Annotated in this window: 17 protein-coding genes; 6 read left to right on the top strand and 11 right to left on the bottom strand. The window is 57.4% G+C overall.

The window, feature by feature from the left end; all coding sequences use genetic code 11:
* Positions 1 to 139: 139 nt before the first annotated feature.
* Entirely contained in the window at positions 140 to 457 is a 318-nt protein-coding gene (locus ACX3P5_RS13935; protein ID WP_233987334.1) for a DUF883 family protein, read from the bottom strand.
* Positions 458 to 609: 152 nt separating this feature from the next.
* Between ACX3P5_RS13935 and ACX3P5_RS13930 the strand changes: the two genes are divergently transcribed.
* The 4 genes from ACX3P5_RS13930 (at position 610) to ACX3P5_RS13915 (ending at position 3933) form a co-directional block, all read left to right on the top strand.
* A complete protein-coding gene (locus ACX3P5_RS13930; protein ID WP_031376461.1) occupies positions 610 to 945 on the top strand; it encodes a DUF2002 family protein in 336 nt (111 codons plus the stop codon).
* A gap of 133 nt (positions 946 to 1078) precedes the next feature.
* Positions 1079 to 2491 carry an S-methylmethionine permease gene (gene mmuP, locus ACX3P5_RS13925; protein ID WP_458968860.1) on the top strand — a complete coding sequence of 471 codons (1413 nt, stop codon included), beginning with the start codon at positions 1079 to 1081 and terminating at the stop codon, positions 2489 to 2491.
* On the top strand, positions 2481 to 3416 hold the full coding sequence (gene mmuM / locus ACX3P5_RS13920) for a homocysteine S-methyltransferase (protein ID WP_233988131.1): 936 nt from the start codon (positions 2481 to 2483) through the stop codon (positions 3414 to 3416). The genes mmuP and mmuM overlap by 11 nt, the downstream gene beginning before the upstream one ends.
* Positions 3417 to 3513: 97 nt before the next feature.
* A complete protein-coding gene (locus tag ACX3P5_RS13915; protein ID WP_262287603.1) occupies positions 3514 to 3933 on the top strand; it encodes a hypothetical protein in 420 nt (139 codons plus the stop codon).
* Here the strand turns inward: ACX3P5_RS13915 and speG are convergent, their stop codons facing one another.
* From speG to ACX3P5_RS13885, 6 genes are all read right to left on the bottom strand, one after another.
* On the bottom strand, positions 3934 to 4479 hold the full coding sequence (speG, locus tag ACX3P5_RS13910; protein ID WP_003850356.1) for a spermidine N1-acetyltransferase: 546 nt from the start codon (positions 4477 to 4479) through the stop codon (positions 3934 to 3936).
* Between the two features lie 348 nt (positions 4480 to 4827).
* Positions 4828 to 5505: an ABC transporter ATP-binding protein gene (locus ACX3P5_RS13905; protein WP_233987337.1), complete on the bottom strand. Its 678-nt coding sequence runs from the start codon at positions 5503 to 5505 to the stop codon at positions 4828 to 4830.
* Positions 5498 to 6328 carry an ABC transporter ATP-binding protein gene (locus tag ACX3P5_RS13900; RefSeq protein ID WP_458968859.1) on the bottom strand — a complete coding sequence of 277 codons (831 nt, stop codon included), beginning with the start codon at positions 6326 to 6328 and terminating at the stop codon, positions 5498 to 5500. Before ACX3P5_RS13900 ends, ACX3P5_RS13905 begins: the two co-directional genes overlap by 8 nt.
* A complete protein-coding gene (locus ACX3P5_RS13895; RefSeq protein WP_094119797.1) occupies positions 6318 to 7175 on the bottom strand; it encodes an ABC transporter permease in 858 nt (285 codons plus the stop codon). The genes ACX3P5_RS13900 and ACX3P5_RS13895 overlap by 11 nt, the downstream gene beginning before the upstream one ends.
* Positions 7172 to 8224, bottom strand: a complete 1053-nt coding sequence (locus ACX3P5_RS13890; protein WP_094119796.1) for an ABC transporter permease — start codon at positions 8222 to 8224, stop codon at positions 7172 to 7174. Before ACX3P5_RS13890 ends, ACX3P5_RS13895 begins: the two co-directional genes overlap by 4 nt.
* Positions 8224 to 9792, bottom strand: coding sequence for an ABC transporter substrate-binding protein (locus ACX3P5_RS13885; protein WP_458968858.1), 1569 nt, complete (start codon positions 9790 to 9792; stop codon positions 8224 to 8226). The genes ACX3P5_RS13890 and ACX3P5_RS13885 overlap by 1 nt, the downstream gene beginning before the upstream one ends.
* 657 nt (positions 9793 to 10449) lie before the next feature.
* Here ACX3P5_RS13885 and mgtA point away from each other — a divergent pair.
* Positions 10450 to 13152, top strand: a complete 2703-nt coding sequence (mgtA, locus tag ACX3P5_RS13880) for a magnesium-translocating P-type ATPase (RefSeq protein ID WP_458968857.1) — start codon at positions 10450 to 10452, stop codon at positions 13150 to 13152.
* 10 nt (positions 13153 to 13162) lie between these two features.
* Positions 13163 to 13249: a magnesium transporter protection protein MgtU gene (mgtU, locus tag ACX3P5_RS13875; protein WP_442956310.1), complete on the top strand. Its 87-nt coding sequence runs from the start codon at positions 13163 to 13165 to the stop codon at positions 13247 to 13249.
* A gap of 74 nt (positions 13250 to 13323) precedes the next feature.
* Here the strand turns inward: mgtU and ACX3P5_RS13870 are convergent, their stop codons facing one another.
* The 4 genes from ACX3P5_RS13870 to ACX3P5_RS13855 form a co-directional block, all read right to left on the bottom strand.
* Complete coding sequence (locus ACX3P5_RS13870; protein ID WP_458968856.1) at positions 13324 to 14178, bottom strand: PA4780 family RIO1-like protein kinase; 855 nt, start codon at positions 14176 to 14178, stop codon at positions 13324 to 13326.
* Positions 14179 to 14501: 323 nt separating this feature from the next.
* The gene (locus ACX3P5_RS13865) at positions 14502 to 14990 is read right to left on the bottom strand and encodes a cold-shock protein (protein ID WP_031378050.1); all 489 of its coding nucleotides are present in this window, start codon (positions 14988 to 14990) and stop codon (positions 14502 to 14504) included.
* 308 nt (positions 14991 to 15298) lie between these two features.
* Positions 15299 to 15544, bottom strand: coding sequence for a DUF2543 family protein (locus tag ACX3P5_RS13860; RefSeq protein WP_094119791.1), 246 nt, complete (start codon positions 15542 to 15544; stop codon positions 15299 to 15301).
* Positions 15545 to 15823: 279 nt separating this feature from the next.
* Positions 15824 to 16552, bottom strand: coding sequence for a peptidase (locus tag ACX3P5_RS13855; RefSeq protein ID WP_458968855.1), 729 nt, complete (start codon positions 16550 to 16552; stop codon positions 15824 to 15826).
* Positions 16553 to 16624 lie beyond the last annotated feature (72 nt).

Genomic DNA, 16624 nt, shown 5'->3' with positions numbered 1-16624 from the left:
ATTTGCATTTGCCGGAGCGGGACAAAGCCAGTGACGCTGCGCCTTCAGGGCCGAAAAAATGATTTGTAAATATTGGCGCTCAAAAAATGGGCATAAAAAAGCCCCGCACAGGGCGAGGCTCAGAGAAGGTGGAGGCGTTTTAGCGGCGTGAAGCCAGCAGTACACCAAACACCAGACCGATGGCGGCACCGACGCCGACACCGTGCCACGGCTTATCATGCACATAGGTATCAACCTGTGTACCGGCATCACGGGCGACCTGCGCCACACGGTTGCTGCCGCCGTTCAGTTTTGCGCGAGTCTGTTTCAGCAGAGCTTCTGCCTGGCTGCGTGCGGAGTCCACTTCATCTTTGGCATCACTGCCGTAAGATTTCAGCAGTGCTTCAAGTGAATCAGCGAGTTCGTTAACATCCTGATTGATATCAATGTCATCGTTTTTTACGGTTCGATTAAACATTTTTTGGCTCCCTTTGTTTTAAAACGTAATACTAGTGTAGACGACCTTGAGATAAACGAGACGCGAGAGTGGCCTTTAGGGAAAATTCCGAATGCCCACTCTGTCATGCTGTTGTAAGGTTGCGAAGCTTTTGAAAGAGGAGAGGATCGAGCATGTATTTACGACCAGATGAGGTAGCGCGCGTACTGGAAAAAGCGGGTTTTGAAGTAGACGAAATAACGCCACGGGCGTATGGCTATCGCCGGGGTGACAACTACGTTTATGTGAATCGCGAAGCGCGCATGGGGCGCACGGCGCTGGTGATTCACCCGACACTGAAAGAGAAGAGCCAGCCGTTCGCTGAACCGGCTTCTGAAATGAAGACCTGCGATCACTACACCCAATTCCCTCTCTACCTGGCGGGTGATTCACAGGAACACTACGGCATCCCGCACGGATTCAGTTCCCGCATGGCGCTGGAACGCTATTTACAGAGCGTTTTCGGCTAACGCATCAGGCCCCGCCGCGACGGGGCACTGAACGCATCGGTTATCCTCCCATCCCGCCAGTCCATTGCAATTTCCGCCTGTGACGCGTATAAAACTCTTCACTATAGATGTTTAGACGTCCATACGGATAAAAGTGATGAGCGAACAGCAAAACCCCGCGCAGGATCAATTCAAACGCACCATGAAAGTGCGCCATCTGGTGATGTTATCGCTGGGCGGCGTCATTGGCACCGGGCTGTTTTTTAACACCGGCTACATTATCTCCACCACCGGCGCGGCCGGAACCCTGCTGGCTTACCTGATTGGCGCGTTAGTGGTGTGGCTGGTGATGGTCTGCCTCGGCGAGCTCTCTGTGGCGATGCCGGAAACCGGCGCCTTCCACGTTTACGCGGCGCGCTATCTCAGCCCGGCAACCGGTTACACCGTAGCCTGGCTCTACTGGCTGACATGGACCGTGGCGCTGGGCTCCAGCCTGACGGCGGCGGGCTTCTGTATGCAGTACTGGTTTCCGCAGATCCCGGTCTGGATCTGGTGCCTGGTGTTCTGCTGTGCAATCTATCTGCTGAATGTCATCTCGACCCGCTTCTTCGCGGAAGGGGAGTTCTGGTTCTCGCTGATCAAAGTGATCACTATCGTTGCCTTCATCGTGCTGGGCGGTGCCGCGATGTTCGGCTTCATCCCGATGAAAGATGGCACGCCCGCGCCGGGTCTGAGCAATATCACCGCGCACGGCTGGCTGCCGAACGGCGTGTTGCCGATCCTGATGACCATGGTGGCGGTGAACTTTGCCTTCTCCGGCACCGAACTGATTGGCATCGCGGCCGGTGAAACCCAGCAGCCAGAGAAAGTGCTGCCGCTGGCGATCCGCACCACCGTAGCCAGGCTGATCATCTTCTTTATCGGCACGGTGTTTGTACTGGCAGCGCTGATCCCGATGGATCAGGCCGGGATCGTTAAAAGTCCGTTTGTGCTGGTGTTTGAAAAGATCGGCGTGCCCTGGGCGGCGGATATCATCAACTTTGTTATCCTGACCGCCATTCTGTCAGCCGCCAACTCCGGACTCTATGCCTCCGGCCGGATGCTCTGGTCGCTGGCGAATGAAAATACCCTGCCGCGCGCTTTTGCCCGGGTGAATCAGCGCGGCGTACCGCTGCTGGCGATTACCGTCAGCATGATTGGCGGATTGCTGGCGCTGATCTCCAGCGTGGTCGCGCCGGATACGGTGTTTGTGGCGCTGTCGGCGATTTCCGGCTTTGCGGTGGTCGCCGTCTGGCTCAGCATCTGCGCTTCCCATTTTATCTTCCGTCGCCGTCATCTGCAGCAGGGAAAATCGCTGGCGCAACTGGCCTACCGTGCGCCGCTCTATCCGCTGACGCCGGTGCTCGGGTTTCTGCTCTGTCTGCTGGCCTGCGTCGGCCTGGCGTTCGATCCGACCCAGCGCATCGCCCTGTGGTGCGGCATTCCGTTTGTGCTTCTCTGCTATGCCGCTTACCATCTGACCCACAAATCATCGCCAAAGCCTGAGGAGGCTAATGATGTCGCATAATCCTGTCGCGCAGGCTCTGTCTGAATCGCCGCTGCTGATCCTCGATGGCGCGCTGGCCACCGAACTGGAAGCGCGTGGCTGCCAGCTGGCCGATGCGCTGTGGTCAGCCAAAGTGCTGATGGAGAATCCAGAACTGATCTATCAGGTGCACTACGACTATTTTGTCGCCGGCGCACGCTGTGCGATTACCGCCAGCTATCAGGCAACGCCGCAGGGCTTTGCCACACGCGGGCTGGATCAGGCGCAGTCGCTGGCGTTGATTGCGCAGAGCGTTGCACTTGCGCGGCGCGCGCGCGAAGATTATCTGGCGACGCAATCTCAGGAGAAAACCCTGCTGGTGGCGGGATCGGTCGGGCCTTACGGGGCATTTCTGGCGGATGGATCGGAGTATCGCGGCGACTACGCGCTGCCGGAAGCGGAGATGATGGCGTTTCATCGCCCGCGCATCGCGGCGCTGCTGGAGGCCGGAGCCGATCTGCTGGCCTGCGAAACGCTGCCATCCTTTGCTGAAGCGCAGGCGCTGGCAAAACTGCTGACCGAATTTCCGCACAGCGCCGCCTGGTTCTCGTTTACGCTGCGCGACGCGGGCCATATCAGCGATGGAACGCCGCTGTCAGAGGTGGTCGCCTGGCTGAACACTCAGCCGCAGGTGGTGGCGCTGGGCGTCAACTGCGTAGCGCTGGAGAGCGTGACGCCAGCGCTGCAGCAGCTCCAGTCGCTGACCAGCAAGCCGCTGGTGGTCTATCCCAACTCCGGCGAACAGTATGACGCCAGCAGCAAAACCTGGCATTCAGCGCCGTCGGGCTGCACCCTGCACGACAAGCTGGATGAGTGGCAACAGGCGGGCGCGAAGCTGATCGGCGGCTGCTGTCGCACCTCCCCCCAGGACATCGCGGCTATCGCGCACGCTTGTCAACCGCAATAAGATGGCTGAATCGGGCGATGATAGCCCGATTGAGGCGCGTGAAAAGGCGGGAAGGGCGGTTTACACTGTGCTTCCTGACCTTTTTGCGGAACCCTTCATGAAACAGCGAATTCTGGCTCTGGCCGCCGCACTGCTGCTTAGCGGCTGTGCCACCATTGTCGGCAATGAAACCCAACTGGTCCGCATCGACTCGCTGCCGCAGGGTGCGCGCTTTACCGTGCAGGATGAACGCGGTTTCGCGGTCGCACAGGGTTTCACGCCGCAGACCGTTGAGCTGGCGAAATCCACCGGTCGCTACTTCGGCAAGAAACACTATCTGCTGATGCTGGAGAGTCCTGGCTATGTGCCGGTGACGATGCCGATCGAAGCACGCGCGAACCTGTGGTATTTGCTGGGCAACATTCCGCTGGGCGGTTTCCCCGGCTGGCTGCTGGTCGATCCCTTCTACGGCGGCATGTACGACCTCAAGCCAGAGCATCCACGTCCGTTTATGAACCCGGTCGGCGCGCGCGGCTGATTACTGCGCGGTTGGCTTCACCATTCCGCCTGGCGTTTTATGGCGCTCCAGATACTGATGCTGGAAAATGCACATGCGGATGGTGTTACGGTATTCCCCGTTAATAAAAAATTCATGCTTCAGCACGCCTTCGATCTCGAAGCCGAGCTTGGTATAGATGTGGATCGCCTTCTCATTCTCCTGATCGACAATCAGGTAGAGCTTATAGAGATTCAGCACCGAGAAGCCGTAATCCATCGCCAGTTTAGCCGCCTGGGTCGCCAGGCCTTTGCCCTGATGCGCCGGATCGATGATGATCTGAAACTCGGCGCGGCGATGAACATGATTGATCTCGACCAGCTCAACCAGTCCCGCTTTCTGCCCGCTGTGCTCCACCACAAAGCGCCGTTCAGTCTGATCGTGAATGTGCTTGTTGTAGAGATCCGACAGTTCAACAAAAGCCTCATACGGCTCCTCGAACCAGTAGCGCATCACGCTGGCGTTGTTGTCTAACTGATGCACAAAGTGCAGATCTTCCCGCTCAAGCGGACGCAGTTTAACCGTCATTTTCTTTTCCTTCCGTTACAAGATGGCGGCGAGTATACCGCACCCGTCAGATGACAATATTGCGCAGGATGCACTAACTGAACGCATCACCACGGCTGACTCTTTGCGCAACAGTGAGCTTTACCTGCGGGATAAGGAAGCTGGCGCAGGGTTGTCTGGATAAGACGATACCACCGTGAAATGTTCGCCGGGTGACAGGCGCAGAAGAGGGCAAAGCGCAGCGGTGTTGATGACGGCAACCCGCAGCATGCTGCTGCAGGCGGAGATTAGCGACTCGATCCGCAGCGGAACTTTACAGTCGCTGCAGCCGTCAACGCCGGACGGACGGCAGGGACCGTCCGGCAGTTGTCAGGCACCGATCTGTTCGATGATGCGGCCCTGCGCCATCCGTACCGCGCGATCGCACATGTGATCGATCACGTCCGGATCGTGGCTCACCAGCACCATGGTTAAGCCATCCTGACGCTTGAGATCGTTCAGCAGGTTGAGGATCTCCGCCTGCACCGACATATCCAGCGCCGAGGTTGGCTCATCCAGCAGCAGGATCTTCGGCTGCAACAGCAGGGCGCGGACTATCGCCACGCGCTGACGCTGACCGCCGGAAAGCTGATGCGGATAGCGATCGGCCAGCGTCGGATCGAGCCCGACGTGACGAAAGCCCTGATCGATGCGATCGTTGATATTGTCGCGTTTAAGCAGCTTCAGCGGCTCCGCCAGGGTACGGCGCAGCCGGTGACGCGGGTGCAGCGAAGCATAAGGGTCCTGGAATACCATCTGCACTTCCTGACGCAGCGCGCCGGTAAAGGCTTTGCCCGGCTCAACCTGATGACCGGCTAACTGCATCCGGCCCTGCCAGTGAGGATTCAGACCCGCCAGCACCCACAGCAGCGATGACTTCCCGCAGCCGGAAGGACCCACCAGACCAAAACATTCTCCGGCATTCACCTCCAGGCTGACCTCGTGCACCACGGTGCGCAACTCGTAGCCCTGCTTATGGGCGACGCTGAGATCCTGCAACTTAATCATGACTGGCCTCCAGCGCCGCGCGATCCAGCACCGGCAGCACCTGACCGTGGGTTGCTTTGCCCGGACGGCAGGCCCACAGCGTGCGGGTATAAGGATGGGTTGCTCGCGGCAGTTCAGCGGCGGGCAGGGTATCCAGCAGACGGCCTTTGTACATCACCATCACCCGCTCACAGTGTTCCGACACCTGCTGCAAATCGTGACTGATCAGCAGCAGCCCCATGTTGCGCGCTTCCACCAGACCGCGAATCAGCGCCAGCACCTGATCGCGCATCGCATGATCGAGCGCCGAGGTTGGTTCATCGGCAATCAGGAAATCGGGATCGGTAATCAGGGCGATCGCCAGCATCACGCGCTGGCCCATGCCGCCAGAGAGCTGGTGCGGATACTGATTCATCAGCTGACGCGGATCGGGCAGGCCGACCGCATCCAGCATCTCGCACACTTTCTCTTTGCGTTCGGCACGGCTCAGACGACGGTGCAGGATCAGCGGCTCTTCAACCTGCCAGCCAATAGTACGCGTCGGGTTCAGCGCATACTTCGGGTCCTGCATCACCATCGCCACGCGGTTGCCGCGCAGCTGGCTCCAGTGACGCTCGCTCAGCGTCAGCGCATTTTCGCCGGCCACCTGGAGCTGGCTGGCCTGCAGATGCAGCGCGGGCGACAGTAAGCCCATCAGGCTGCGGGCGGTCAGTGACTTGCCGGAACCGGACTCACCGACCAGCGCTACGCGCTCGCGGCCAATGGTAAAACCAATATTATCGACCAGCAGCGCATCGTCGCTACGAATGGTCAGCCCTTCGGCGTGTAGCAGTTTATCTGGCATGACGGGTATCCAGTCGGTCGCGCAGGCCGTCGCCTGTCAGGTTAAAGGCCAGGCTGGCAAACAGAATGGCGGCGCCCGGTGCGGCGGCGACCCACCACTGGTCGAAGATCACTTTACTGCCTTCGGCCACCATCGAACCCCATTCGGCGGTTGGCGGCTGAACGCCCATACCCAGGAAGCCGAGACCGGCCGCGGCAAGAATGATGCCGCCCAGGCTCAGCGCGGCACGCACCACGGCGGTCGGCAGACAGAGCGGCAGAATGTGGCCGAACATCAGGCGAAAGCCGGTGATGCCCTGCATCCGTGCCGCGGCGAGGTAGTCGCTCCGTCGCAGCGCCAGCGTTTCGGCGCGCGCCTGACGGGCAAACGGCGGCCAGCTGGTCAGCGCCAGCGCCAGCGCGCCGTTCATCAGGCCAGGACCGAGAATCGCCACCAGCGCCAGCGCAATCACCAGATTGGGCAGCGACAGGAAGATATCGGTAATCCGCATCAGCAGGCGTTCCGTCCAGCCGCCAACGTAACCGGCGGTAATGCCGATCAGCAGCCCGGCCGGTATGGTCAGCACCAGAATCAGCGACACCAGCAGCAGGGTCGGACGGGCACCGTAAATCACCCGCGACAGCAGATCGCGGCCAAAGCCGTCGGTGCCGAACCAGTGCTGTGCTGACGGCGCCAGCAGACGGCTCGACATGGTTTGCAGATTGGGATCGAACGGCGCAATCAGCGGTGCCAGCAGCGCCATCAGGATCAGGATTGCCACCAGCGTCAGCCCAACGGTTAACGAGGTCACGCGTTGACGACGACGGCGTGGCCGCAGCGTTTCGAGTTCAGAGAGTTGTTGCGTCATCGGGTTCTCGGGTCGGTTAACCAGGTTAAAACATCCGCCAGGGTGTTAATCAGAATAAAGCAGCTACCGATCAACAGGGTAGAGCCGAGAATCGCCGGCACATCGCCGGAGAACAGGGCGTTGGTCATGTAGCGGCCGACACCCGGCCAGGCGAAGACGGTTTCTGTCAGTACCGAGCCTTCCAGCAGCGTGGCGTAGGAGAGGGCGATCACCGTCACCAGCGTGCCCAGCACGTTCGGGAAAATATGGCGCAGCAGGATGCGGACCCGACCGGCCCCTTTGGCCCGCGCCAGTACCACATACTCTTTGCTGCTCTCTTCCAGCAGCGCAGCGCGCAGCAGACGGGTAATGCCCGCCATCGCCAGCAGCCCGAGGATTACCACCGGCAGCCAGAGGTGGGCAATAGCGTTGCGGAACATCTCCGGCTCACCTGACAGCCAGCTGTCGATCAGCACAAAGCCGGTTTTCGGCTCCAGGGTATAGACCCAGATATCGTCCAGCCGTCCCGGACCGGCAGACCAGTGCAGCACCGCATAAAACAGCAGCAGACCGAGCAGGCCGAGCCAGAACACCGGCACCGAATAGCCCAGCAGCGAGATAAAGCGCGCCAGATTATCGATCCAGCTACCCGGTTTCCACGCCGCCAGCAGCGCCAGCGTCACGCCGAACACCACGGCGAAGATCATCGCGCAGGTGGCCAGCTCAATGGTGGCGGGAAAGGTGGTCATCAGGTCGCTGCTGACGGACTGATTGGTCAGCCGCGACACGCCGAGGTCGCCCTGGGCCAGATGGGACACATAGCGCCAGAACTGCACCAGCACCGGCTGATCCAGCCCGAGATCGTGGCGCACCTGGGCGTAGGTCGCTTCACTGGCGTGATCGCCAGCGATCTGCTGCACCGGATCGATCGGCGACAGGTGCGACAGCATAAAGGTGAAGGCGAGCAGGCCAAGCAGGGTGACCAGCAGCGACAGCAGGCTGCCGATCAGCCGTCCGCCACGTTGCCAAAAAAGCCGGGCGAACCCGGCTGTCGTCACAGACTGTGCCATTACTTCGTGACCTGCGAGTAATAGACCATGTCAGGGTTAATGCCCTGCACATAACCTTTCAGGTTGTCGCGCAGGGCGATCAGGTTTTTCGCCTGCATCCCAATCACATAAGGTGAGCTTTTCATCACGTCACGCTGCATCGCTTCATACAGCGCCACGCGTTTTTTCGGATCGCTTTCTGCGGTCGCCGCAATCACCTGCTTGTTCAGCTCAGGAATGTGCCAGTCAGAACGGAAGGCGATGGTTTTGCTGCCATCTTCCGGGTTATAGGCAAAAGAGGCGGCATTGGTGTTGGGATCGAAATAGTCTGAACCCCAGGCATTCAGCGTCGCTTCATACTTATGCGCTTTCACGTTGGTGGAGACTTCGGAGCTCAGGCCCGGTACCACTTCAACTTTCACGCCACCTTTGGCAAAGCTGCCCTGCAGCGCCTGTGCGATGTCGAGGTAAGGCGGCTGGTTGCTGGTGGAGAGTTTAAAGCTGACGTTGGTCAGGCCCGCTTTCTTCAGAATCGCTTTGGCCTTTTCCGGATCGTAGCTGTATGGCGTGTCGTTGATCGCGCCGAGGAAACCTTTTGGCAGGAAGGTCTGATGCACGTCGAACTGGCCTTTCAGCAGCTCGTTGGCGATGCCTTTGTAATCCCACAGGTAGCGCGCCGCTTCCCAGAATGCCGGATTTATCAGCGTCTCGTTGGCACCGATGTTGAACTGAATGTAGTAGAGCGAGGCCATTGGAATCGCTTCGGTCTTCACGCCCGGTTTGCCGTTGAGCGCTGCGATCTGGTCAGCACCGAGATTACGGGCGATATCGGCATCACCCTGTTCCAGCAGCAGGCGACGCGCCGCCGGTTCCGGCACGTTCTTGATCAGGATGTTCTTCATTTTTGGTGCGCCAGCCGGCGAAGTTGGGTTCGCGCTCAGCAGCACCACCTGATGCATCACCACTTTACGGATCTGGTACGGGCCGCTGCCGGCAGAATGGGTCGCCAGCCAGCCGTTACCGAAATCGCCGTTCTTCTGATTGGCCATCGCGGTTTTCTCGTCGACGATTGACGAAACCGGCGCTGACAGCAGGCTCAGCACGTAGGTCGGGCTGACGTTGGCGGTCCAGCTGATCTGCACATGGTTGTCATCGACTTTCTTCAGGAAGCCATCGACGTTATCTTTGGTCCAGCCCAGCTGAGTCAGGATGAAAGAGGGATCGAGATTCAGTTTCACTACCCGGCCCAGCGAGAAGATCACATCTTCCGGACGCAGCGGATTGCCGGTGGAGAATTTCGCGTCTTTACGCAGTTCAAAGGTCAGGCTGCGGTTGTCGCTGCCGGGCTGCCAGGAGGTCGCCAGCGTCGGTTTCAGATCGACCGGATTTTGTGGGTCGGACTGGACCAGACGCTGATAAATATTGGTGAAGGCCTGCACGCTGGTGAGTTCAAAACCTTTGGCCGGATCGAAGCTATCGGCATCGTCAGTAGACTGCGCAATGACCAGCGTATCTTTTGGTGTCGCAGCCTGAGCAGAGAAGGCGGCAGCCAGCGTCAGCGCCAGCAGTGATGGAATTATAGTTTTCATGAAATTTCCTTGCCTTAAAAAGTTACGCGAGTTTACGAAAGGGCCGATGCGAAGAATAGTCGAATATGGGCTAATCATATGCCAAAAAGGTATAAGAGTAAGGTTGTGGTTATAAGAAGGTGACATATTTGTTGCGCCGCTGCGTCTATTCCGGAAACGGCACCTCAACGAAATGATGATTTTTCTTATTGCCGCTTTACCCTGACCTTCCTCTCTTTATAATAGCGTCAAATTATTTCTGGAGAATTCAGTTGGACAGTCACCCTAAATTTATTTTTATTATGGCAAGCTGAATTTTCTTCGCTGCTTGCCAACCGGCGGGCAGCAATCCTCTCTTTTCGTCACGATTGCGCTCCTTTTTCATCACCCTGTTAGCTGAGTGAGTGCGCATTATGTTCATGTTTATTCTGGCTCTTTTTCCTCCACCTCGTCTGGCGTAGCCCAGGCTACGCCCGATCTCCGCTTTCTGCCTGATATTACGTTGCGCTAATTTCGCGCCGCGTGACTTTCTGCGCCCCATTATTTCTGAACAAAGGAGGGATATATGGACGATCCCGCAAGGTTACCCTTTTAAATAACCCGGCAACGCCAGGTTTTCTCCGCATGCCTTATTGGGCGTGCAGGACAACTATTGCTTTAAATCAGGGAGATGTCGAAATGAGCGACATGAAACTGGAACAGGTTGCGATCAAATCTGACGCCAACCGTACAACCAAAAAAAATCAAAAACTATTCGCGATTGCCCGTGAAGCGGGCCAGCCTGTCGACGTCACGCTGGCGAACCTGCGTAGCGATCGGGACGGCCTGACCCACACCGAAGCGGCGGCCCGCCTGGCGCTGTATGGCCCGAATGAGGTCGCCCATGAAAAAGCGCCACCGGCACTGATTCAGTTACTGATGGCCTTCAACAATCCGTTTATTTACGTCTTACTGGTGCTGGCGCTGGTGAGTCTGTTTACTGACTATCTGCTGCCGCTGCGGGCCGGTCAGGAAACCGATCTCTCCGGGGTGATCATCATTACCACCATGGTGCTGCTGAGTGGTCTGCTGCGCTTCTGGCAGGAGTTTCGCACCAACCGTGCGGCGCAGGCGCTGAAGTCTCTGGTGCGCACCCAGGTCACGGTGCTGCGGCGCGAAGCCGTCAGTGACACCGCGCAGCGTCATGATGTGGATATGCGTGAACTGGTGCCGGGCGATGTGATTCTGTTAAGTACCGGCGATCAGGTGCCTGCCGATGTCCGGCTGCTGAGTGCGCGTAATCTGTTTATCAGCGAAGCGGTGCTGACCGGTGAATCGCTGCCGGTAGAGAAACAGAGCGGCAATCTCGCCGTCGATCCGCAGGGCAAATCCGCCCAGGAGTTACTGACGCTCAATAACATTTGTCTGATGGGCACCAGCGTCGCCAGCGGCACGGCCAGCGCGGTGGTGGTGGCGACGGGCGCTGAAACCTGGTTTGGATCGCTGGCCGCCTCGCTGACCGGAAGCCGTCCCCAGACCGCTTTTGATCGCGGGGTTAACAGCGTCAGCCGGTTACTGATTCGCTTTATGCTGGTGATGGTGCCGGTGGTACTGCTGATCAACGGCTTCACCAAAGGCGACTGGATGGATGCCACGCTGTTTGCGCTGGCGGTGGCGGTCGGCCTGACTCCGGAAATGTTGCCGATGATTGTCAGCGCCAACCTGGCCAAAGGCGCGATTGCGATGTCGCGGCGCAAAGTGATCGTGAAGCGGCTGAACGCTATTCAGAACCTGGGTGCCATGGATGTGCTGTGCACCGATAAAACCGGCACGCTGACCCAGGACACCATTCTGCTGGCCCACCACCTCAACCCGCAGGGAGAGGAAGATGGAGAGGTGCTGTTGCTGGGATGGCTAAACAGCGGTAGCCAGAGCGGCGCGAAAAATCTGATGGATCGGGCGGTGCTGATGGCGGGCGACAAAGTGATCTGCCAGACCCGGCGCAGCCAGTTTCACCTGGTTGATGAGCTGCCGTTCGACTTCGAGCGCCGCCGGGTTTCGGTGCTGGTGGAAGATCTCGCGCGCCATCGCTCGCTGCTGATTTGCAAAGGCGCAGTGGAAGAGATGCTGGCGGTGAGCAGCACTATCCGCCAGGGCGAGGCGATCGTTCCGCTGGATGACCGCCTGCGGGCGGAACTGCTGGCGCTGACCCAACGCTATAACCAGCAGGGCTATCGGGTATTGCTGGTGGCGACGCGCGAAGGCGATTTGCAGGCGCAGCTCAGCCACAGTGACGAACGGGAGCTGACGCTGGAAGGGCTGCTGACCTTCCGCGATCCGCCAAAAGCGAGCGCCGGTAAAGCGATTCAGGCACTGCGCGACCACGGCGTCGCGGTGAAAGTGCTGACCGGCGATAACCCGCTGGTTACGCTGCGGGTCTGCCAGGATGTCGGGCTACGCGATCCGGCAATGCTGACCGGTGATCAGATCGAGGCGATGGACGATGCGCAACTGGCGCAGGAGGCGGAACGCTGCACGCTGTTTGCGCAGCTGACGCCGCAGCAGAAATCCCGCGTGGTGCGCCTGCTGCAACAGAATGGTCATACCGTGGGTTTTCTCGGTGATGGCATCAACGACGCGCCGGCACTGCGGGCGGCGGATACCGGTATTTCCGTAGACAGCGCGGCGGATGTGGCGAAAGCCTCATCGGATATTATTCTGCTGGAGAAAGATCTGCAGGTGCTGGGCGAGGGCGTGCTGAAAGGACGCGAAACCTTTGGCAATATCATCAAGTACCTCAACATGACCGCCAGCTCGAACTTTGGCAACGTCTTCTCGCTGCTGATCGCCAGCGCCTTTATTCCGTTTCTGCCGATGCTGTCGATTCATCTGCTGATTCAGAACCTGATGTATGACGTCTCCCAGCTGGCGCTGCCGTGGGACAAAGTGGACCGGGATTTTCTGCGTCAGCCACGCAAATGGGATGCCGGTAACATCAAACGCTTTATGCTGTGGATGGGACCAACCTCGTCAATTTTTGACGTCACTACCTTTGCGCTGATGTGGTTCATCTTCGGGGCTAACCACGCTGGTGTGCAGTCGCTGTTCCAGTCCGGCTGGTTTATTGAGGGGCTGCTCTCTCAGACGCTGGTGGTACATATGCTGCGCACCCGCAAGATTCCGTTTATCCAGAGTCGCGCCACCTTGCCGGTGATGCTGACCACGCTGGCGATAATGGCACTGGGGATTGCGATTCCGTTCTCACCGCTGGGCGCGATGGTCGGGCTGGTGCCGTTGCCATGGCAATACTTCCCGTGGCTGGTGCTGACGCTGTTCAGCTACTGCCTGGTGGCGCAGGGCATGAAACGTTTATATATCCGCCGCTTTGGTCAGTGGTTCTAGGGAGGCGACGATGAAAAATGACCGGATTGATAAAGTGTTTGTCGGCGTGATGATCATCGGTTTAACGCTGATTGCGCTGACGGTGATCGTGCGGTGAGGGCGTTGTGATAGTGAGGTAATAGTGCGGTAATTGAGAGGCAGCGAGGCGACTCGCTGCCTTTTTTGATGCAGTTACTCTTCGTCGCGCTCACGGCTGGCGCGCTGGCGCTCGTAATATTCATCTTCTGCAGTGATGATCTCATCCATCAGAGAATCCATATCGACCACGCGCTCCTCTTCCACAAACTTCCCGGTAAGCGGTGTTTCCGACGTCAGCTTGCCATCTTCATACAGCAGCCAGATCTCTTTGGCATAGCGCGTCTGCAACAGCTGCGGTGCGAACTGACCGTAGTAGGCGGTGATATTGTTAACATCACGCTCGAACATCGATTCGGCGTGGTTGTTGGCTGCGGCATCAACTGCCTGCGGCAGGTCGATAATCACCGGGCCCTGATCGTCAAGCAGCACGTTGAACTCTGATAGATCGCCATGCACGATACCGGCACATAACATGCGCACGATATTACGGATCATGGTGTTGAAATCAGTAAGCGCCTGTTCTTCGGAGAGCGTGACATCGCTGAGGCGCGGCGCGACTGAGCCATTGGCGTCGGTTACCAGCTCCATCAATAACACACCGTCAATGCAGAGATAAGGCTGCGGCACGCGCACACCGGCATTCGCCAGACGGAACAGCGCATCCACTTCAGCCGTCTGCCACGACTCCTCCTGCTGCTTACGGCCAAACTTCGAGCCTTTCTGCATGGCGCGGGCGCTGCGGCTGTTACGGGTTTTACGTCCTTCCTGATACTGCACTGCCTGCTTGAAGCTACGCTGCGTGGCTTCTTTATAGACTTTGGCGCACTGGATCTTGTCACCGCATAACACGGTGTAGACGTCAGCTTCTTTGCCACTTTTCAGTCGCTGAAGCACGTCATCAATCAGGCCATCATCGACCAGAGGCTGGATTCTGTTTGGGATTTTCATGCGGCTTTATACCTTATTTCAGCCCCTTTTCGTATCAATAACACCAACGGCGATAATAGAAAAAAATTGGCAACGTCTAAAGGAAGTGACTAATTCTACCCTGGAAAAAGGTTTTAGGAAGATGATCCTTTCTCGCTTCGGCTGATAGCGATGGTTTTCTCTGAAGCAGCTTATTCAGTGGCGTCAGCGGGCAGGCTGACCGGGGAATCACTGAGGCTAAGGCAGCTCACAACATAGCGGACGGGAGGTTATGCTTCACCAGGTCGGAAGCGGGATGGCGAAATCCTGCGCGGGCCAGGGGCTGGATTCCGGCCAGCCAGAGATTACTTGAGACCCTTGAGCAGCTTCACCGTGCTCTCGATGTCGATCTCATCTTCGGTGAAGATTAAGGTCGAACCCTGAAAGGTAGTGATTGCCAGCTTCTTCAGTGAACGCATTTCACCGGGCTTTACGTCTGATTTCGGTCGGATGTTGCTTAGCAGCACGCCCACCGACAGCACCGGATTCTCTTTATCGATGCGGGTGTCGACCGGCACTTCTTCGCTGTAGACCAGGTAAGATTTGATCGCAGTGATCTTGATGCGCTCACCCGCGATAAAGATGTATTTGCTTTCCGGCACCACTTTCACCGCATAGGCCGACAGGCCTTTGTTATTGGTGGTGGGTTCAAAGGTCACTGCAGCATCTTTCTTGATCAGATCAGGGTTGGCGACCTTAATCACATGAAAATAGCGGTTCTCACCGTTTTCATCTTTGATAAAACCAAAACCCTTATCTTTGAACCAGGTTGTGATTGTTCCGTTCATCGCCATTACCGCCTGTTTAATCGTTTATCTACTCAGTTTTTACAGCGCGCAGTGTAAAGCACAATGCCTGCGCAGACTATATCCGTGTGAATGATAATTTCTGACCGGTAAGAGAGCAATCCGGAGACGTGTTGAAGGATGTCGGGCCATCAGGGATCTGTGGCTGTGAAAGTGCTCACGATGAGTTGGCTGGCAGAGAAATGGGGAAGGGCGCGGGAGATGACGTTGGCGGTGCGGTTATGGCGCAGGGAGTATATCCGGGCGGATAAGGTCACTATCGTCACCTGCTGACCGCCCGGCGCATTCGGGTAAGGTTACTCGTTACCCCATTGGTTGAGGAAGGTCGCGATCTCATCGATACGCTCAGCATCGATGCCCGCTTCCGTGGCCATCTCCTGCTGCGACTCTTCACTGATCTCCTCGTTATTCATCAGACGCGTGATCAGTAACTGGAAGTAGTGCGCCAGCGGTGTGCGTTCTGCATCGCTCACCGGCTTAGCGGATTCGGTCGCATACTCATCTGCGACGTCGTAGTACTTGAGGGGAATGTCGTTAGTCATAAAGAGTCCGCTAAGTTGAAGTGCTGGTCAGATGCTGCCTGCGCTCGATGGCGTAAGTAGCGGGGTTATTATTTCGTGTTTAGGCGGGGGCTGTAAAGGGGAGTGGATGTCAGTAGATAGAAGGAAAATGTGGAGTGAACAGCGTTTATTTCGGGTTAAGTGACCGCCCCGTCGGCCACAACGAAGAAAAAGTATTGATACAGAGTGGTGTAAAAACCCATCAGCCTGGATGTTCGGGGGTTCGCTTTTGCCTGAATCCGGCTTTATTGCCTTATCTGACTAGAGAAGGAGCGGCGGTAGTTGTTTGAAGGTGCTGACTAAGCCTTCTCCCCAGCCTTTACGGATAGTACTGAAGTAGGGATGGTCTTCGGTAATGCGGTATTGCCGGGCATCGCTGAAGCTATCACAAGGGTAGATCATGACGTCGAGCGGCAGGCCAACAGAGAGATTGCTGCGCAGGGTCGAATCCAGTGAAATCAGCGCGCATTGCATCGCTTGCTCCAGAGACATGTCGTAGTGCAGCACCCGGTCAATAATCGGTTTGCCGTACTTGCTTTCACCAATCTGGAAATAGGGCGTATCGCGAGTTGCTTCGATGAAATTACCCTGTGGGTAAATATGGAACAGACCAATATCATCCCCGTTGATTTGACCGCCGAGCAGCAGGTTGCAACTGAAATCTGTCGTACTGCCATTCTGTTGTGCCTCACTGTCACGCTGGATCACCTCACGAACCGTCTCTCCGACCAGAGAAGCGGCCTCGTAAAGGCTGGCGGCATTCAGCAGATTGGGACAATCGGCATTCCTGCTGCGGTGTCGCAGCAGACTGATAATACTTTGAGTGGTCGCCAGATTACCGGCAGTCTGAAGCACCAGCGTACGATCGCCGTCCTGATGAAACACATGTAGTTTACGGAAGGTGGAAATGTGATCCACCCCAGCATTGGTACGTGAATCGGATGCAAAGACCAGCCCGGATGACAGGCGCATGGCCACACAATAGGTCATACCACACTCCCCTCAAAAAAATTTGCACGCCATCAGCGTGCATGAAGTTTTCACCACCAGCAAGTCGCTACA

It is taken from the genome of Pantoea sp. S-LA4, from assembly GCF_054482835.1.
Note: the sequence above shows the minus strand (reverse complement) of the source record. Positions and strands in the feature narration are given on the sequence as shown.